Here is an 18,100-nt window from a genome sequence, read left to right as displayed (position 1 = left end):
GGGTGCCAGCTCCCTGGCAACTCGTAAGAAAAGCCAACAAACCTTGTCAGCCAATGTGTATCTCAGCTGGCGAAAAGGAACGCTTCCACATCCATCCCGGCATCGCGCATTTGCGCCAGCTTGTAGCGCAGGGTGCGCGGGCTGATGCCCAGGCGCTCGGCCGCCTCTTTGCGCCGGCCACGCTCGGCGCGCAGGGTGTCGATGATCATCTGGAATTCACGGCGCCGCAGGTCGTCGCCCAGGCCACCGGCAGCCTCGGCCGGGGCGCTTTCCAGCGGGGCTGGGGCCAGGCTCGGCATCGGCGCAGAACCGGCGCCGACGGCCAGGCAGAAGTCCTGGGGCTGGATCAGGCCGCCCTGCTGCAAAATCAGCGCGCGCTGGATCGCGTTGTCCAGTTCGCGCACGTTGCCAGGCCATGGGTAACTGATCAGGCAGGCCTGGGCCTCGGCCGACAGGCGCGCCTGGGCGTGCTTCATTTTATTGACGTGCTTGCTCAGCAGGCGCTCGGCCAGTGGCACGATGTCGGCCGGGCGCTCACGCAGCGGGCGCCAGGCCAGCGGGAACACCGAAAGCCGGTAGAACAGATCTTCACGAAAGCGCCCCGCCGCCACTTCGCCGGCAAGGTCGCGGTTGGTGGTGGCGACCACGCGGATATCCAGCTGGATCGGCTTGCGCGCCCCCACCCGCTCCACTTCGCGCTCTTGCAGCACGCGCAGCAGCTTGGCTTGCAGGCCCAGGGGCATTTCGGAGATTTCGTCGAGCAGGATGGTGCCGCCATCGGCCTGCTCGAACTTGCCGGCCTGGGCGGCAATGGCGCCGGTGAACGAGCCTTTTTCATGGCCGAACAAGGTGGCTTCGAGCATGTTGTCGGGGATTGCCGCGCAGTTGATCGCGATAAACGGCTGGCTGGCCCGATGGGATTGCTGGTGGATGTAGCGCGCCAACACTTCCTTGCCGGTACCCGACTCACCAGAGATCAGCACCGTGGAGTCACTGCGGGCGACCTTGGCCGCCAGCTCGAGCAATTGCGCACTGGCCGGCTCGAAGGCGATCGGGCCCTCGCCGTCTGCCGCGCCCACCACGCCAAGCGCATGGCGCGCCACCAGCTCGATCAGCGCCTTGGGCTCGAATGGCTTGACCAGGTAGTCCGCCGCACCCTGGCGCATGGCATCGACCGCGCGCTCTACCGCGCCGTGGGCGGTCATCAACAGCACCGGCAGTTGCGGTTGGCGTGCGCGCAGCAGGCCGAGCAACTGGTGGCCGTCCATGCCGGGCATATTGACGTCGCTGACCACCAGGCTGAAGGACTCTTGCTCCACCGCCGCCAAGGCTTCCTCGGCCGAACCGACCGCCCGATAGTCATGGCCCGCCAACAGCAGCGTGTCAGCCAGTGCTTCACGCAGGGCGCGATCGTCTTCAACCAGTAAAACCTTGATAGCCATTTATCCTTACTCCGCGCTTGCCGCGCCTGAAAACAGCGGCAGCGTTATCAATGCACAGGTGCCGCGCCCCACACGGGAGCGCAACTGCAATTCTCCCTGATGAGCACGGGCCACTGCCTTGACCACGGTCAGCCCCAGGCCGGTCCCGTTGGTCTTGGTGGTAAAGAAAGGTTCGCCCAGGCGTTGCAGCACCGCCGGATCAATCCCGCTGCCGCTGTCGCTGATGCACAGGCGCAGGGTTTGCCCGCGGCTGTACAGGTGCACTTTGAACCGCGCCCCCGGGCCGCTGGCCTGGCTGGCGTTTTCGATCAGGTTGAGCAGCGCGCCTACCAGGGTGTCGCGGTTGCACAGCAACTCGCCCCAATGGCTGTCGCACTGCCAGCGCACCGACGCTTCCTGGACATGGGTGGCGGCGGCGTCTTGCAGCGCCTGCAGCAAGGCGGCGGGCGTGACGCGGTCGGTCAGCGGCAACTCGCCCCGGGCGAAGACCAGCATGTCGCGCACCTGGTGCTCCAACTCATGCAGGCGCTCCTTGAGCCGCCCGGCAAACCGCTGATGGGTGGCGGCTGGCAATTGCTCATCAGTCAAATGACTGGCGTAGATCAAGGCGGCGGACAACGGCGTGCGAATCTGATGCGCCAGAGAAGCGACCATCCGCCCCAGGGACGACAGGCGTTCATGGCGCGCCAATTGGTCCTGCAGGTGCCGGGTTTCTGTCAGGTCGTTGAGCAGCACCAGTTGGCCGGGCTCGGCATCCAGGGAACGGGTGGCGATGGACAGGCGGCGCCCGTCCTTGAGGGAAATTTCGTGGCCGTCGTCTTCACGGGGGGCAAAGCAGCGGGTGATGACATGGCGCCACAGCTCGCCTTCCAGCGGCAGGCCCAGCAGGTCGCAGGCTGCCGGGTTGGCTTCGCGCACGCGGCCCTGGTCATCGATCACGATCACGCCACCGGGCAACAGGTCGAGGAGGTTTTGCAGGCGGTTGGCCAGGCGCTCTTTCTCGGCCAGCTCTTGCATGCGCTGGGCGCTGACCACCGCCAACTCGCCCTTGAGCTCCGAAACCCGGGCTTCCAGTAGGCTGTAGGAGTCCGTCAACTGGCTGGACATCTGGCTGAACAGCGAAAACGCCTGCTCAAGCCCTTGCCGGCTGATCTGCTCTACGGACGGGACAAGTCCCTGGGTGTCAGGGACTGAAGAAAGGTGGGCGGCGTGGGGCATCGTGCTCTCTCGCTTGGCTGACCGTCAGTTAAACGGAACGTTGCGAGTGCTATAGCAATACCCGTGCCTAAAAAAATATCCTTATTTTTCAACAGGTTGAAAAACAGGCGTCAATCATCCGCCTGTTCATCACCTTCACGCCGACTCATACCGTACTTGCGCATCTTCTCCACCAGGGTGGTGCGGCGGATGCGCAGGCGCTCGGCGGCACGGGCAACGATGCCATTGGCGTCGTCCAGGGCCTGCTGGATCAACCCTTGTTCGAGGCTGCCGAGGTAGTCCTTCAGGTCCAGGCCTTCGGGCGGCAACATGGCGGTGGCGCCGAAGTCCGGGGTGTGGCCGTTGATCGCGACGCGTTCTTCGAGGTCGCTGCGCAGGCTGTCCACCAGTTGCTCGTCTTCATCGTCGACGTAGCGGAATTTCTTCGGCAACTCGACCACACCGATCACCCCGTACGGATGCATGATCGCCATGCGCTCCACCAGGTTGGCCAGCTCGCGCACGTTGCCCGGCCAGCCGTGGCGGCACAGGGACATGATCGCGGCAGAGTTGAAACGGATCGAGCCGCGCTTTTCGTGTTCCATGCGCGAGATCAGTTCGTTCATCAGCAACGGGATGTCTTCCACGCGCTCGCGCAGCGGGGCCATCTCGATGGGGAATACGTTGAGGCGGTAGTACAGGTCTTCGCGGAAGCTGCCGACCTCGATCATGCTTTCGAGGTTCTTGTGGGTGGCCGCGATGATGCGCACGTCGACGCTCTGGGTCTTGTTGCTGCCCACACGCTCGAAAGTGCGCTCCTGCAATACGCGCAGCAGCTTGACCTGCATCGGCAGCGGCATATCGCCGATTTCGTCGAGGAATAGGGTGCCGCCGTTGGCCAGCTCAAAACGCCCGGCACGGCTGGTGATCGCCCCGGTGAAGGCGCCCTTCTCGTGGCCGAACAGTTCGCTTTCAAGCAGCTCCGCAGGGATCGCCCCACAGTTGACCGGCACGAAAGGTCCGTCGCGGCGCTTGGAGTGGTAATGCAGGTTACGCGCGACCACTTCCTTGCCGGTGCCGGACTCGCCGAGGATCAGCACGCTGGCATCGGTATCGGCCACTTGCTGCATCATCTGGCGCACGTGCTGGATCGCACGGCTGGTGCCGACGAGGCTGCGGAACAGATTGGGTTCGCGGTGACGTCCACGCTCGCGGGCCTGGTCGTACATCTCGCGATAGACCTGGGCACGGTGCAGGGAGTCGAGCAATTTGCTGTAGCTGGGGGGCATTTCCAGGGTGGAAAGCACACGGCGGCGCTGGTCTTCCGGTAAATCCACGGAAGAAATATCGCCCATCAGCAACACCGGAAGGAACTCATCCCAGGTTGAGAGTGTCTTTAACAGGCCAGGAACTGCGCCAGGAGCGTTTACCGTCCCGATCAGCACACAGATGACTTCACGGCTCGACGACAAAGAGCTGACCGCCTGCTGCCAATCGTGGCTACCGCAGGGCAAATTTTCTTCGCCAAGAAAATTCAAAATCACCGCCAAGTCGCGGCGACGGACGCTATCGTCATCAATCAGCAGAATTTTCGTTTCACGCCACATGCAATAGCAACTTCCCTAGTAAAACTCTAATGCCCTCGAATCGGGGCAATCTAGATAGCTGTAGGCGTTTTCTGCGCTACGGATACCTGACGTCTGAAAATAGCACTAGTTAAGTCAAAATTATGCGAGCAGTCAAATTTATGACGCGCTATGTTCGGATTAACTGAGCCAGATCAGCCGAACAGATGGTAAACCTTTGACGCATTTTTCGCTTGGTTGATCTGCGACATCTCTTCAAATATCGCCTGGCGCTCGCCGGTCGTCACTTCCAGCAACTGCTGGTAGACCGCTAACAGGCTTTCCAGCTTCTCCCGCAGCGCGTCCTCGTCCACCGGCGCCTCGCTGAGCACCTCGTCGATCCAGACACGGCAGCCCATGTCCAACTCGCTGATAGCATCCCAATTGCGCTCTGCCAGTGCGCCAACCAAAGCGTCGCGGGTTTCGTCAATCCGTTGCAGTGCGTGGCTCATGCTGTGTTCCTCAAGGCCGACGGCCTTATTGTGGCGCGATGGCATCCCAGCCTTGTTTCACGGTGATCATCAGGCGGGCAACTTCGTCGATAATTTCGGGATCGTTGCTGGAATTGGCTTGAACCAGACGTGTATTCATATATTCGTACAGACTGTCCAACTGCTGGATCGCGGCAGGATCGTCAGCCTTCTCTTCATCGAGCCCTTGACGCAACCCAGTGATGATGTCGATAGCCTTGGCAATCAGTACGCATTTTTGAGCCACGTCGCCACGGGCCATTGCCCCTTTGGCCTGAGCCATACGATCAAGGCCGCCCTCAAGCAGCATCTGGATCAGGCGGTGAGGGCTGGCCTCGGACACCTGAGCGTGGGAGTTAACCTTCTGATATTGGCGAAGGGCTTTCATCGGGTTCATGTTGCTACCTCGTTACACGCCATGGGCGAATAGGTTTGCTCTAACCAGTTTTTCGACCAGGACGTAAAAAACTTTAATCCAGCACTCGCCCCCCGAAGGAGCTGACGTACCCTTCTTGAGCACGTCAGCCAGCCCGGGATCAGCTCGATGATTTGGGATTATTCAGCGAGTTGAGAGTGGTCATGATGCTGGAGCTGCTGGCATTGATCTTGGCGATCATCGTGTCCATCGCCGTGTATTTGGACATGAGGCTCGTCTGCAAGCTCTCCATGCGCCGATCAAGGTCTGCCTGCTGGGTTGTCAGAGCCGTGAACTTGTTATTGAGATCCGTGACACGAGAGGCCAGCGTCCCAGTGGTACCGACGTAGGAATCGGTGACCTTGGTCATACGCGAAATCAAGCCATTGGTACCCGTGAAGAGCTTGGCAATATCAGCCGCCCCCTTAACCACTGCCTTATCCCACGACTTATCGTCCAGGCTTAACAAGCCGGTTTTCTGATCCGTGGTGATACCCATCTGGGAAAGACTGCTAATAGATCCCCCGCCCGAACCGTTGACCAATTCACTGCGCACGCTGGAAACAAGGTCGCGCATCGACGCATCACCGGTCAAGGCGCCAGCCGTGGTAGTCGCAGCATCGCCGGTGGCGGTAACCTTGGTCTGGGCATTGATACTCGTCATCAGGGCGTTGTACGCCGTGACAAAGGACTGCACCGAGGTCTTCAGCGTAGCCGTGTTGCTTTCAACGTTGATGGTGATTGGCTTGGTTTTGTCAGCCGCTACTAAGTCCAACGTCACACCACTGATAGCAGAAGTCACCTTGTTGCTCGTGGACTCCATGGCAATACCATCGATGGTGTACTTCGCGTTCTGCGCGACTGGCCCCTTGTCGTAACCAACTGCCAGGTCTGCGTTGCCACTCAATGTGATGTCGGTTCCAACGCCGGTATTGCTTGAGCCAATCACCAGGCGTGCGCCGTTGGAGTCACTCAACACGTTGGCACTGATACCTTGGGCAGACAGCTGGGTGTTGATCGACTCACGCACTTGTTGCAGGGTCGCGCCGCCTGGTATCAATACGTCGTAATTCTTGCCCGACTGAGTGATAGTCAGCGTCTGGTTTTCTTCAGTTGGGTTGGCTACTGCTGCCGCACCAGTGAATACCTTAGTGGTTGCCTTGGACGAAGTCGCCAAGTCATTTACCACAACCACGTATTTGCCACTGGAGGCTGCATCACCCAGTGTAACCTTGATGTTTTTATCTTCGGACGAGGTAGCCGCCAGCCCATTGAAGGCTGACACGTTGTTCAACTTGGCGATCGCCGCCCGATAGGCTTCCAGCGCACTCTTTACAGTGCCAACTGCCGACAACTGAGTTGTGGTAATTTTTTGCTGGTTGGTGATTTGGGATTGCTTTGGCGCTTTTTCCGCCCCCACCAACGCCTTGACGATAGCCTGCGTGTCGTAGCCCGAACCCGGGCCGGAAATCGTTGAACTAGCCATTTGCTTTTCTCCTTGTCCTGCGGCTGCCGCTTTATTGGCGGATGAACGCCCAGACAGCAATCAGAAACATGTTTCGTGCCAACTCAAGCCCGTGTATCAAACAACAGACTGCTGGCATCGCTCAGGTTCTGCGCCAGCTTCAGCGCGGTCTCCGATGGAATCTGGCGGATCACTTCGCCACTGTCGGTGGCGATCACCTTGACGACCACTTTACCGGTGGTGTCATCGATGGAAAAGTCCAGGTTACGCTGGGTAGCCTGCACAAACTCGCGAATATCGGTTACAGCTTTTTCTAATGCCACACGCTGCGGGGCCTCGGTGGAAGCCGAGTCATTCTCCGGCGCGGGCTTGACCGGCGTGACGGAAGCGCTAGGGGCCTGGGTTGTCCCAGCCGGGTAAGACGCGTTCAGCTTGATGCTCATGTCCATGTCATCACCTCAAAACTGAAAAAAACGAAAGGGCACGTAGACGCGCCCTTCCGTTAATCAACCGATACCGACTATTACTGAAGCAGCTTCAGAACAGCGGATGGCAGTTGGTTGGCCTGGGACAGGATCGCAGTCGAAGCCTGTTGCAGGGTTTGCTGCTTGGTCAGTTCAGCGGCTTCAGAAGCGAAGTCGGCGTCCTGTACACGGCTACGGGCAGCAGTGGAGTTTTCAGAGATGCTTTGCAGGTTGGCCACGGTGCTGTCGAAACGGTTTTGTACAGCACCCAGTTGCGAACGCTGGCTATCCACTTGCTGAATCGCGCCTTCCAGAGCCTGGATGGTTTGTTGAGCAGAGGTTGCGCTCAGAATGCTCAGGTCAGCAACAGTCGTGTCCATGGTGGTAGCTGCGGTCGGAGTTGCAGACGCTGCGGTCAGACCCAAGGTAGCCAAGCCAGTACCGGCGCTACCGTCAGCAACAGTGATGTCTTTGGTGGAGAACAGGTTCAGGGTGTTGTCAGCGTTTTTACTGGCAGTCACACCGGTACTGGCGCTGTTGATGGACGACACGATGTCAGCCATGGTCGAACCAGCAGTGAACTTCACTTCAGTACCGTTCAAGCTTACCGAAGTAGCGGTGCCCAGCTTGGCTTCAGTAGTACCGGCCGACAGACCCAACTTGGCCAGTGCGCCAGCACCACCATTTGTAGCTACGCCAGTACCGTTGCCCAGCTTGATAGCTTTGCCATCAGCGGAGCTCAGCAGCAAGCGGCCTTCCGAAGAAACAGTGGCGGTAACGCCAGTGCCAGGAACAATCGGCGGGCCAGCTACATCAGCGGCCGCAGTGTTGATCTTGCCAGCGATTGCAGCTAGGTCGTCACCAACAGCAAAGGCAACGTTTTTGCCATTGATATTAATCTCAGCTTTAGCGTCCAGCTTGCCAGGCACAGCCGGGGTAGTGGTAGTAGTACCTGCAACCACAGCTGGAGTAGTCATACCGCTGTTGGCAGTACCACCAGCTACAGTGATTGCCGCAGCAGAGGTCAGTTTCAGCTTGCCGGCATCGTCGCTTGCAACAACACCAATATCTGCGGTGTTGTTGATTGCAGTAATGGCTGCAGTCAACGTCATGCCAGCTGTCAGCGTTACCGCTTTAGAGTTGATGGTCAGTGTTTCACCACCAGCTGGGATGGTGCCCCACGCAGCGTTACCGGTAGAGGTGAACGGAGTAGTGGTAGTGACTGCTGGAGTACCACCTGGCAGCGTTACAGCATTAGCAGTAACGGAAGCCGATAGGGAGGTGGTTGCACCTTTTACATTTGCTTCGCTGTAAGTACCCTTCAGGCCCGCAGCGCTCAGGTCGCTCATACCAAACGAAATAGTCTGGTTGGCATCAGCACCGATCTGGAAGCCAACGTTCTGGAAGGAGCCATCCAGCAGTTTACGACCACCGAAAGTAGTGGTCTGAGCAATACGAGTCAGCTCACCGGATTTAGCCGTAAACTCTTGCTGCAAGGAAGCACGGTCAGCGTCGCTTTTATCACCGTTCGCGGACTGCAGAGCCAGTTCACGCAGACGTTGCAGAATGTTGGTGGATTCTTGCATCGCGCCTTCAGCGGTCTGGGCGATGGAAGTACCGTTGTTGGCGTTGGCGATGGCAACGGTCATGCCTTTGACTTGGGAAGTCAGACGGTTAGCGATCTGCATGCCAGCGGCGTCGTCTTTGGCGCTGTTGATTTTCAGGCCGGAAGACAGACGGGTCATCGAGGTGCCCAGGGCATCGCCGGCTTTGTTCAGGTTCCGCTGAACGGTCAACGATGTAATGTTGGTGTTTACTGATAAAGCCATGACGAAATCCTCGTGGGTTGGATACTGCGGCTTCCGGCCCTGGCAACCGCCGGGTGTGGCCTAGAGAACCTTCGTAATAGTTATCGTCGTGAATGCAGGTTGCTTGAGGATTTTTTTGATTTTTTTTGCTAGCCCTGTGCCACCCCTTGTATTTCAAGGCCTTATAGAGGCGTGAAACGCCAGCAATCACGGGTTACTGGCGCCAAAACTTCGCCTTCAAGACCGCCCCCCCTTGTAGGAGCGAGCTTGCTCGCGAAGGACGTTAACGATGACGCGTGCATTCAGAATGCACGCGGCGCCCTCAGGTTCTTCGCGAGCAAGCTCGCTCCTACAGGGGAGAGGCATAAAAAAACGCCCATGATCTTTCGACCCTGGGCGTTTTTTATCCAGCCTATCAAAGCATCACGGCCGATAGATAATCGCCGAGCCCCACGACAGGCCAACGCCAAACCCACTCAGGGCCACGCGCTTCCACTCGGCGTCCATCACGTGCTTTTCCAGCAGCAGCGGAATGCTCGATGACACGGTGTTACCGGTCTCGACCATATCCTTGATGAATTTCTCCACCGGTGCATCTTCAAAACGGCGGGCCACGGCGTCGACAATCGCCGCACTGCCCTGGTGGATGCAGAACGCGTCGATGTCATCGGCCACAAGGTCCGACTCTTTGAGCAGCTCGTGCAAATGCGCCGGCACTTTGAGCAATGCGAAGTTGAAGACCTGGCGGCCATTCATGAAGAACACCCCATCGCTGACCTTCAAGTGCGGTGCGCCGGAGCCGTCGGTGCCGAACTTGGCCTTGCCCAGCTGCCAGGGAGCGTCTTCGCCCATCCAGGTAGCGGTGGCGGCGTCGCCAAACAGCATGGTGGTGTTGCGATCTTCCGGGTCGACGATCTTCGAGTACGGGTCGGCGGTCACCAGCAGGCCGTTTTTCAGGCCGGCGGCTTCCATGAAGCCTTTCATCGCGTAGATGCCGTAGACGTAGCCGGAGCAGCCCAGGGAAATATCGAAGGCCGCGACGCGGGTTGGCAGGCCCAGCTTGTCCTGGACGATGGCGGCGGTGTGCGGCAGCCCTTCTTCGTCGCCGTTCTGGGTCACGACGATCAGCGCGTCAATCGACTCACGCTTGAGCCCGGGGTTGTTGGCAAACAAGGCATTGACTGCCTCGACGCACAAATCCGAGGTTTCCTGTGCAGCATCCTTGCGCGGCAGGAACGCCGAGCCGATCTTGCCAATGATGAACTCTTCATCCTTGGCGAATTTTGCACCCTGGGCGTAGTTGTCCAGCCCTTCTGCCGGCACGTAGCTGGCGATGCTTTTTATGCCAATCATTGTGGCTTCCCAATACAAAATAGCTGGAGAACACCCCTGAAAACCCTTCAGGAGCGCTGACAATAAAGGGGATAACCCCGCAAAAACCCGCCGAAACTACCGAAGCCAAAGCCTGCAAAGCGGTCTGGCCTTTTCACACGATACAGTGAAGATGCGCTTTATGACTCATAGGTCACTCATTTTTGTGCGCTTTGTTCAAAAGCCTGCGCTAGAAACGACGACGGCCCACCGTGTTTCCACGGTGGGCCGTCGGGGATTGCTCAAGCGTTTACATCTTGCTGAACAGGCTCAGCTGAGAGATTTTCACAAAGGCCAACTGCGAGGCCTCCAACATTGCCTTCTGAAAAGCCAGATCAATCGAGGCTCCAGCCATATCGGTGTCACCAATGACTGCGATGGTCGACTTGTTGGCCAGAACCATGCTGGTGTTCTCCGTTTCCTGAATTGCCAGCGAGTTCATCCGCGCGCCAATGGAGCCGCGCACACTATCGATCTGAACCTGCGAAGCCTTGATATTGGTAATGGCCGCGCTGACCACATCGGTCACCATGGCCTGGGCCAGCGGGTTGCCGTCGGACGGGGTTTCCAGGGCCTGGCGCAACTGGCTGAGGGTATCCAGCGCGTTTTGCGTCTTGTGGGTATTGGAACCCACGGCGAACTGGTCACCGATGTCTGGCGCGCCGGTGAGGTCGAACTTCACGCCCGCAGCGGTGATGCTGTCTGGTGTCGCGGGCACCGGCGGTGGCCCCGGCTGCGCTGGCGTGCCAGGTACCACAGTGCCGTTGGAGACCGGCTTGCTGTCGGCGGTGATCGGCTGGGCGTACACCTCGTAAGCAGTGGCCGAGGTGAATTTGATCACCGCGCCCTTGTTCGGGAACGTGCTGCTGTAGTCAGCCTGGCTGGTGACCGTGCCACCCGCCAACTGCGCCGAGGACTGGTTGCTCGGCGTGCGCGAGACACTGAAGCTGTCCGGCTTGCTTTGCAGGGTGAATTCGCGGTCCTTGTAGATCGCGTCCGCTTCGGCGCCGGGCTTGGCGTCGCCCAGGTTCTGGCCGATATCAAACGTCACGCCGCGCACGGTGACCGACGCACTGCCTTCCTTGGTCGCATCGAACTTGCCGTTGCCCGGGGTTTGCGACGTGATGTCGTTACCCGCCGCATCCGACACGGTGTATTCGGTGCTACTGATAAAGGTCAGCTTGTACGGCTGGCCGCCAGTGAAGCTGCTGTCGTAGGTCGACGGCGAGGTCACGATGCCGCCCGAGACCAGCACCTTGCCATCGTTGACACTACCGATGGCCTGGGTGCGACCAGCATTCACCGTGCCTTCGAGGATCGACTTGCCGGTGTCGTTGACCACCATCGACAAAGTGTCCGAGACCTTCAGGCTCAGGGGCGTTTCGTCACCCTGGTAGCTGTAGGTGCCGTCGCTGTTACGGGCGTAGGGCGGCGTATCGCTCTTGCCGCCGGCAAACAGGTAATGACCGGACGAGTCCTTGCTGTTGAGCAGGCTCAGCACCTGCTTCTCGATTTCACCGATTTCGGCGGCCACGGTCTTGCGCTCGGCATCGCTGATACCGCCACCGCCCTTACCCGCCACTTTCAGCGACAGTTCACTGGCACGCTGCAGCGCAGTGTCGAGAGCGTCAAGCACGCTTTCCTCGCTGTTGAGCGAGTTCTTCATGCTGCCGATATTGCCGGCGTACTGCCCCAACATGTCCTGCTGCTGTTGCAGCAGTAGCAAACGCGCCGCTCCTACAGGATCATCCGCCGCAGTTTGAATACGCACGCCGGAGTCGATCTGCTGCTGCGTCTTGATGACGTTGGAGAAGTTGTTGGTGTAACGCGCAGTCGTGGTATTGAAATACTGTTCGGTCGAGATACGCATCGTCTCAAACTCCCTTAAAGACTGTTGATCAGCGTGCTGAAGGTTTCTTGCGCAGCTTTAATGATCTGCGACGACGCGGTGTAGTACTGCTGGAAACGGATCATGTCGCCGGCCTCCTCGTCCAGGTTGACCTGGGACACAGAGCTGCGATTAGAGGTGGCGGCCGCAAGCATGGCGCTGGTCGCGCTGTTGTCGACGTTGGCCTGGCTGGCCTTGCCGCCCACGGACGAGACCAACTGGCTGTACGCGGTACTCATGCTCACGCCGGCGTTGCCATCGGTGGCGCCCACGGTCTTGCGGGTTTGCAGGTCGAGCAATTGCAGGGCGTTGCGGTTGTCGAGCTTGCCGCTGCTGTTGAACGACACGGTGTAGCTATCATCCGGCTTGGGTTCGCCACGGATCACTGTGTTGACCCCGAACGTCTTCGCATTACCGGCGCCGTCGACGTAGGGCACATTGATCGTCAGCTTGTTGTCCTGACCGGGCACGATGGTACCGGTGCCAATGGGCTGGCCCTGGGCATTATTGATCACATAGCTCTGGGTACCATCGGCGGCACGCTCGCCAAAGGTCATCTTGACCGGCATCGAGCTCTTGATTGCCGCTTCCAACTGCGCCGTGTCGGCACCGCCATGGATATCCAGGGGCAGCGTCAGGGTCGGCGGATCAAACACGCCAGTGCCGCTGTTGTTCTTGTTGCCCTCGGCCAGCAGCGGCGCAGAAAACGCCAGCTTGTTGGGGTCGGTCATCACCACCTTGAGGTCCATGGCGCCACCGGCGGTCGGGCTGACCTTGAACGTATCGCCAGCAGCCACCGGGCCCTTGCCATCCAGGGCCAGGGTGAAGCCGTCGATTTCCGGTGGCGCCTGGGTGATGTCGAAGGTGCCCATGGACTTACCGTCCGAACGCAGCACGGTGTAATTCTTGTCGTCACTGAAGGTCACCTTGTAGTCAAAGGTGCTCAGTTTGCTGGTGTCTTTGATCGTGACGTTCAGGTTGCCGGAGTTCGCACTGTTGCTGGAGCCGCCCACACTGCGCTGGCCGATGGCAAACACACTGTTGATGTCATTGAACAGCGCGGCGCCGAACTGCCCGTTGGCGTCCAGGCCCTGCCCCAGCTGGGTGTTGACCGCTTCACCGACAACCATGGCGGTACGCCCCAGGTCGTTGATGGCCGGCATCAGCACGTCCTGGCGATACCGCAGCAAGCCGCCAATGGAGCCACCGCTGACCACCGAACTGACGTCCATCGGTTGCCCACCGGTGGTCAACACCACCGAGTACTGGCTCTTGTCATCCTTGCTCGGCACCGCCGACAGCTTGTTCGACACGCCGTCCGCGACCAGGGTTTGCCCGGTGCCCAGGGAGACATTGAAGTGGCCGTCCGCCTCAGTGACCTTGACCCCCACCAGTTCGTTGAGCGAGCGCACCGCTTCGTTGCGCGCATCCAGCAGGTTCGCCGGCTCGCCGTTGCCCTGGCCCTTGGCCTGGGAAATCTGCTGGTTGAGGGCGGCAATCGAGGAGGTCAACTGGTTGACCTGGCCGGTGATGGTTTCCAGTTGGCTGTTGATGCCTTCTTTCTGTTTATTCAGTTCGGTCGCAATCGAGTTGAAGCGGTTGCCCAGGGTCTGGGCAATGGTCAAGACCAACTGGCGCGCGGAGTTGTCGCTAGGGTTTGCCGAGGACGTCTGCAACGCGGCGAAGAAACTGTTCAAGGCCGCACCGACCCCGGTGGACTTGTCGGACAGCAGCTTGTCCACCGAACCGATCTGGTCCAGGTAGGCCTTGGCGTCGAAGTTCAGCGATGTGGTGGTCTGCAACTGGGTGTCGAGGAACTGGTTATACACCCGGCGCACATCCGACAGCGTCGTGCCAGTGCCGACAAAGACCCCGCCGACCCCGGACATGCCATTGGCCGTCTGCATGGTCTGCTGACGCGAGTATCCAGGGGTCTTGGCGTTGGCAATGTTGTTACTCAAGGTCGCAAGCGATCCCTGAGCCGCATTGAGTCCTGACATCCCGATATTGAGCAAACCCATGGTTCAAACCTTATAAATGAGTGGATGCGCCAGCGGCAGCGTAGTTTTGGTAGCTGTTCATGGTTTTGGCGATCTGCGAAATCTTGCTGGCGTAGTCCGGATCCGTTGCATAACCGGCTTTTTGCAACTCGCGTACAAACTGTTCCGGGTTATCGGCCGACTTCAGAACTTCTTGATATCTATCATTGCTTTGCAACAGGGTCACGAGGTCGTGAAAGCTGTCCTGGTACGAGTCGTAGGAACGGAACTGCGCCGTTTCCTTGACCATCTCGCCATTGCGAAACTCGCTGGTGATCGCGCGCGCCTGGGCGCCCTGCCAGCTCTGCCCGGCCTTGATGCCAAACAGGTTGTGGCTGCTGCTGCCGTCTTGCTGGCGCATCACCGATTTGCCCCAACCGGTTTCCAGGGCGGCCTGGGCCACCAGGTAGCGTGGGTCGATGCCAATGCGCTCGGCCGCCTGCTTGGCCATGGGCAGCATGGTGGCGACAAATTCATCTTGGGAAGTGAAGGCTTTTTTCGCCGGGGCCAGCGGTGGCTGGGCCACGGCGCGGCCGTAGACCTGCATGCGCGAATCGCGGGCGGCAAAGGTGCGCGCGGCACCGTTGATCACACCATCTTCGGCCGCGCTGTTGCGCAGTGGCGCCGCCTTGGCAGCAGCCGGCGCCTCGACACCCGGCACGATACCGGCCAGCAGGCGATCAGTGAGCTTGCTCGGCAAGGCGATGCGCCGCTGATTCATCAGCGCCATGTCATTGCGCAGCGTGCCTTCATCGGCCCGTGGCGCCACTTCGACCCGCGCCGCCCACAGCGCGCGCTGGCCATTGGAACGGCCCAGCGGGCCATCCGCCAGGGTGCCGGCGGCAATCGGTGTGGGTACGTCGACTTTCTTCTCGATCGCGTCCGGGCCCTGCAAGGTCGAGGCCTGCCCTTCCACCGGCTTGTTCTTTTGCATCTGGCGCAGCAAAACGTCCGCCAGGCCGATACCGCCGCCCTCGCGGGACAGCGAGACCGCCAGTTGCTGGTCGTACATTTCCTGATACTGCTTGGCCGCCGGCGTGTTCAGCGGGTTGTCCTTGCCCAGGGCATCGGTGGCCGAGCGCATGGATTTGAGCATCTCGTTGAGAAACAGCGACTCGAATTCCTGCGCCACTTTGCGCATGTTGCCGTCGCTGTTCTTGTCGCCGAACTTGAGCTGGTTAAGCCGGTTCAGGTCGGAGTAAGACCCCGAGTCTGCCGTGCTGGCGATACCGCTCTTGCGCATGTCCATGGCCATGACCTCAAATCACGATCAGGTCGGCTTGCAAGGCGCCGGCCTGTTTCAGGGCTTCGAGGATCGCCATCAAGTCGCCGGGCGCCGCACCCACCTGGTTCACCGCACGTACGATTTCATCCAGGGTGGTACCGGGGCCGAACTTGAACATCGGCTTGGCTTCTTGCTGGGCATTGACCCGCGAACGCGGGACCACAGCAGTCTGGCCACCGGACAACGGCCCGGGCTGGCTGACAATCGGGTCTTCGGTGATGGTCACGGTCAGGCTGCCGTGGGTTACGGCCGCCGGCGACACCTTGACGTTCTGGCCGATCACGATGGTACCGGTGCGCGAGTTGATGATGACCTTGGCCACCGCCTGGCCCGGATCGACCTCAAGGTTTTCCAGGATCGACAGGTAGTCCACACGCTGGCTTGGGTCCAGCGGCGCGGTCACGCGGATCGAGCCGCCGTCGATGGCCTGGGCCACGCCAGGGCCGAGCATGTCGTTGATCTTGTCCACCACGCGCTTGGCGGTGGTGAAGTCTGAACGGTTGAGGTTCAGGGTCAGGCTGTTGCCCTGGTTGAAACCACTGGGCACGGTGCGCTCCACCGTGGCACCGCCAGGAATCCGCCCGGCCGACGGCACGTTGACGGTGATCTTCGAGCCGTCGCGGCCTTCTGCATCAAACCCGCCCACCACCAGGTTGCCCTGGGCGATGGCATAGACGTTGCCGTCGATACCTTTGAGCGGCGTCATCAGCAAGGTGCCGCCGCGCAGGCTTTTGGAGTTACCGATGGACGATACGGTGATGTCCACCACCTGCCCCGGCTTGGAGAACGCCGGCAGATCGGCACTGATCGACACCGCCGCGACGTTTTTCAACTGCACGTTGCCCGACCCTGGCGGCACCTTGATCCCGAACTGCGAGAGCATGTTGTTGAAGGTCTGCAGGGTGAACGGGGTCTGGGTGGTCTGGTCACCCGTGCCGTTGAGCCCCACCACCAGGCCATAGCCGATCAACTGGTTGGTGCGCACCCCGGAAATACTGGCGATGTCCTTCAGGCGTTCGGCCTGGGCAGCAACGCTCAGGGAGAGCAACAACACCGCTGCCATCAGCTGTTTGAGATTCAAAGTGATCACCTAGAAAGGGAACAGCGGGCTAAGGAAGAAACGGTCGAACCAACCCGGCTGACTGGCGTCGGCAAACGAACCCGTACCCGAATAGGTAATGCGCGCATCGGCAATCCGTGTGGACGGCACGGTGTTGTCGGTGGCGATATCGTCCGCGCGCACCATGCCGGCGATGCGCACCAGTTCGTCACCGGTGTTGAGGGTCATCCACTTCTCGCCGCGCACGGCAATGATGCCGTTGGGCAGCACATCGGCCACGGTCACCGTGATCGAGCCCACCAGGCTGTTGCCCTGCCCGGCCTTGCTGCTGCCGTTAGTGGCACGGTCGCCGCTGTAGCCCACGTCCAGGCTCAAGTCACCGCTGCCCAGGGGGTTGTTGGTGTTCAAGCCACCGCCAAACAGCGAGGTCAGGCCGATGCCGGTCTTGCTGTTCTTGGCCACCTGGGAGTTGGCGTTCTTGCTCGCCGTGGTGCGCTCGTTCAGGGTGATGGTGATGATGTCGCCCACACGGAACGCCTTGCGGTCGCTGTACAGGTTCTGTTCGAAACCGGCCTGGTAGATCGAGCCATTGTTGGCGGCAGCTGGCAGCGGCGTGCGCGGCAACACCGGCGCGTAGTACGGGTCATTGGGTTTTGGCGTCGGGGCGACACAGCCCGCGAGCACGGCAATCCCACTCAATGCCAGAACAGAAACAAAGCGACTCATGACCCTTCCCTCACGGTGTTGCAGGCGCCTTATGAGCGCCCCATAGACTGGATTACAGATTCTGCGTAACGAACGAAAGCATCTGGTCGGCGGTGGAGATCACCTTGGAGTTCATCTCGTAGGCACGCTGGGTGGTGATCATGTTGACCATCTCTTCCACGGTGCTGACGTTGGAGGTTTCCAGGGTGCTTTGCAGGGTGGTGCCAAACCCGTTGAGGCCCGGGGTGCCGACTTGCGGCGCGCCGCTGGCGGCGGTTTCCAGGAACAGGTTGTTACCGGTGGCTTGCAGGCCGGCCGGGTTGATGAAGTCGGCGGTCTGCAGGTTGCCGATCACTTGCGACGCCGGGTTGCCGGCAATGGTGACGGACACGGTGCCGTCGGCGCCGACCGTGAAGGTCTGGGCATCGTTGGGCACGACAATCGCCGGCTCCAGGGCAAAACCGTTGGCGGTCACGACCTGGCCGTTAGAGTCCAGGTGGAAAGTACCGTCACGGGTGTAGGACGTAGTGCCATCCGGTTGCAGGATCTGGAAGAAGCCACGGCCATTGATCGCCATGTCCAGCGGCTGCCCGGTCTGTTGCAGGTTGCCGGCGGTGAAGTTCTTCTGGGTGCCGACGATGGACACACCGGTACCCACTTGCAGGCCCGACGGCAATTCGCTGTCCTGGGTCGACTGTGCACCCGGCTGGCGCTTGATTTGATAGAGCAGGTCCTGGAACTCGGCGCGATCACGTTTAAAGCCCGTGGTCGAAACGTTCGCCAGGTTGTTGGAAATAACGGTCAGGTTGGTGTCCTGGGCGGACAGACCGGTTTTGGCAACCCATAGAGCCGGAAGCATGCTGTTC

15 protein-coding genes are annotated in these 18,100 nt (G+C 60.0%); all 15 read right to left on the bottom strand.

The window, feature by feature from the left end; all coding sequences use genetic code 11:
• Positions 1 to 62: 62 nt before the first annotated feature.
• Positions 63 to 1,442, bottom strand: a complete 1,380-nt coding sequence (locus HBO11_RS17660; protein WP_169955920.1) for a sigma-54 dependent transcriptional regulator — start codon at positions 1,440 to 1,442, stop codon at positions 63 to 65.
• Between the two features lie 6 nt (positions 1,443 to 1,448).
• Positions 1,449 to 2,660 (bottom strand): ATP-binding protein, encoded by a 1,212-nt coding sequence (locus tag HBO11_RS17655; RefSeq protein WP_187699304.1) that lies wholly within the window; start codon positions 2,658 to 2,660, stop codon positions 1,449 to 1,451.
• 110 nt (positions 2,661 to 2,770) lie between these two features.
• Positions 2,771 to 4,246, bottom strand: a complete 1,476-nt coding sequence (locus HBO11_RS17650; protein WP_169955919.1) for a sigma-54 dependent transcriptional regulator — start codon at positions 4,244 to 4,246, stop codon at positions 2,771 to 2,773.
• A 173-nt stretch (positions 4,247 to 4,419) separates the two neighbouring features.
• The gene (locus HBO11_RS17645; RefSeq protein ID WP_057438799.1) at positions 4,420 to 4,716 is read right to left on the bottom strand and encodes a flagellar assembly protein FliT; all 297 of its coding nucleotides are present in this window, start codon (positions 4,714 to 4,716) and stop codon (positions 4,420 to 4,422) included.
• A 25-nt stretch (positions 4,717 to 4,741) separates the two neighbouring features.
• Positions 4,742 to 5,131, bottom strand: a complete 390-nt coding sequence (gene fliS, locus HBO11_RS17640; protein ID WP_169955918.1) for a flagellar export chaperone FliS — start codon at positions 5,129 to 5,131, stop codon at positions 4,742 to 4,744.
• 139 nt (positions 5,132 to 5,270) lie between these two features.
• Positions 5,271 to 6,635, bottom strand: a complete 1,365-nt coding sequence (fliD, locus tag HBO11_RS17635) for a flagellar filament capping protein FliD (protein ID WP_169955917.1) — start codon at positions 6,633 to 6,635, stop codon at positions 5,271 to 5,273.
• 83 nt (positions 6,636 to 6,718) lie between these two features.
• Positions 6,719 to 7,063 carry a flagellar protein FlaG gene (locus HBO11_RS17630; RefSeq protein ID WP_170042616.1) on the bottom strand — a complete coding sequence of 115 codons (345 nt, stop codon included), beginning with the start codon at positions 7,061 to 7,063 and terminating at the stop codon, positions 6,719 to 6,721.
• Positions 7,064 to 7,137: 74 nt separating this feature from the next.
• Positions 7,138 to 8,907 carry a flagellin gene (locus HBO11_RS17625; protein ID WP_169955915.1) on the bottom strand — a complete coding sequence of 590 codons (1,770 nt, stop codon included), beginning with the start codon at positions 8,905 to 8,907 and terminating at the stop codon, positions 7,138 to 7,140.
• 402 nt (positions 8,908 to 9,309) lie between these two features.
• Positions 9,310 to 10,239: a ketoacyl-ACP synthase III gene (locus tag HBO11_RS17620; RefSeq protein WP_169955914.1), complete on the bottom strand. Its 930-nt coding sequence runs from the start codon at positions 10,237 to 10,239 to the stop codon at positions 9,310 to 9,312.
• A gap of 268 nt (positions 10,240 to 10,507) precedes the next feature.
• A complete protein-coding gene (locus HBO11_RS17615; protein ID WP_169955913.1) occupies positions 10,508 to 12,127 on the bottom strand; it encodes a flagellar hook-associated protein 3 in 1,620 nt (539 codons plus the stop codon).
• Positions 12,128 to 12,141: 14 nt separating this feature from the next.
• Positions 12,142 to 14,166, bottom strand: a complete 2,025-nt coding sequence (flgK, locus tag HBO11_RS17610; protein ID WP_169955912.1) for a flagellar hook-associated protein FlgK — start codon at positions 14,164 to 14,166, stop codon at positions 12,142 to 12,144.
• A gap of 10 nt (positions 14,167 to 14,176) precedes the next feature.
• The gene (gene flgJ / locus HBO11_RS17605) at positions 14,177 to 15,439 is read right to left on the bottom strand and encodes a flagellar assembly peptidoglycan hydrolase FlgJ (RefSeq protein WP_169955911.1); all 1,263 of its coding nucleotides are present in this window, start codon (positions 15,437 to 15,439) and stop codon (positions 14,177 to 14,179) included.
• Between the two features lie 4 nt (positions 15,440 to 15,443).
• Complete coding sequence (locus tag HBO11_RS17600; protein ID WP_169955967.1) at positions 15,444 to 16,532, bottom strand: flagellar basal body P-ring protein FlgI; 1,089 nt, start codon at positions 16,530 to 16,532, stop codon at positions 15,444 to 15,446.
• A 27-nt stretch (positions 16,533 to 16,559) separates the two neighbouring features.
• Positions 16,560 to 17,255: a flagellar basal body L-ring protein FlgH gene (flgH, locus tag HBO11_RS17595; RefSeq protein WP_032859002.1), complete on the bottom strand. Its 696-nt coding sequence runs from the start codon at positions 17,253 to 17,255 to the stop codon at positions 16,560 to 16,562.
• 52 nt (positions 17,256 to 17,307) lie between these two features.
• Positions 17,308 to 18,093: a flagellar basal-body rod protein FlgG gene (flgG, locus tag HBO11_RS17590; RefSeq protein ID WP_057958870.1), complete on the bottom strand. Its 786-nt coding sequence runs from the start codon at positions 18,091 to 18,093 to the stop codon at positions 17,308 to 17,310.
• Positions 18,094 to 18,100 lie beyond the last annotated feature (7 nt).

This window comes from Pseudomonas sp. WS 5010, from assembly GCF_012985565.1.
Taxonomy (GTDB): Bacteria; Pseudomonadota; Gammaproteobacteria; order Pseudomonadales; family Pseudomonadaceae; genus Aquipseudomonas.
The sequence above is the reverse complement of the archived record's forward strand: the minus strand, read 5'-3'. Positions and strand labels throughout refer to the sequence as shown.

What these genes read in the sequence shown, in the direction of transcription:
- HBO11_RS17645 (WP_057438799.1), bottom strand. Translation starts at nt 4,716, where the DNA reads ATGAGCCACGCACTGCAACGGATTGACGAAACCCGCGACGCTTTGGTT.
- fliD (WP_169955917.1), bottom strand. Translation starts at nt 6,635, where the DNA reads ATGGCTAGTTCAACGATTTCCGGCCCGGGTTCGGGCTACGACACGCAG.
- flgG (WP_057958870.1), bottom strand. Translation starts at nt 18,093, where the DNA reads ATGCTTCCGGCTCTATGGGTTGCCAAAACCGGTCTGTCCGCCCAGGAC.
- HBO11_RS17620 (WP_169955914.1), bottom strand. Translation starts at nt 10,239, where the DNA reads ATGATTGGCATAAAAAGCATCGCCAGCTACGTGCCGGCAGAAGGGCTG.
- flgK (WP_169955912.1), bottom strand. Translation starts at nt 14,166, where the DNA reads ATGGGTTTGCTCAATATCGGGATGTCAGGACTCAATGCGGCTCAGGGA.
- fliS (WP_169955918.1), bottom strand. Translation starts at nt 5,131, where the DNA reads ATGAACCCGATGAAAGCCCTTCGCCAATATCAGAAGGTTAACTCCCAC.
- HBO11_RS17655 (WP_187699304.1), bottom strand. Translation starts at nt 2,660, where the DNA reads ATGCCCCACGCCGCCCACCTTTCTTCAGTCCCTGACACCCAGGGACTT.
- HBO11_RS17650 (WP_169955919.1), bottom strand. Translation starts at nt 4,246, where the DNA reads ATGTGGCGTGAAACGAAAATTCTGCTGATTGATGACGATAGCGTCCGT.
- flgJ (WP_169955911.1), bottom strand. Translation starts at nt 15,439, where the DNA reads ATGGCCATGGACATGCGCAAGAGCGGTATCGCCAGCACGGCAGACTCG.
- flgH (WP_032859002.1), bottom strand. Translation starts at nt 17,255, where the DNA reads ATGAGTCGCTTTGTTTCTGTTCTGGCATTGAGTGGGATTGCCGTGCTC.
- HBO11_RS17615 (WP_169955913.1), bottom strand. Translation starts at nt 12,127, where the DNA reads ATGCGTATCTCGACCGAACAGTATTTCAATACCACGACTGCGCGTTAC.
- HBO11_RS17630 (WP_170042616.1), bottom strand. Translation starts at nt 7,063, where the DNA reads ATGGACATGAGCATCAAGCTGAACGCGTCTTACCCGGCTGGGACAACC.
- HBO11_RS17625 (WP_169955915.1), bottom strand. Translation starts at nt 8,907, where the DNA reads ATGGCTTTATCAGTAAACACCAACATTACATCGTTGACCGTTCAGCGG.
- HBO11_RS17660 (WP_169955920.1), bottom strand. Translation starts at nt 1,442, where the DNA reads ATGGCTATCAAGGTTTTACTGGTTGAAGACGATCGCGCCCTGCGTGAA.
- HBO11_RS17600 (WP_169955967.1), bottom strand. Translation starts at nt 16,532, where the DNA reads ATGGCAGCGGTGTTGTTGCTCTCCCTGAGCGTTGCTGCCCAGGCCGAA.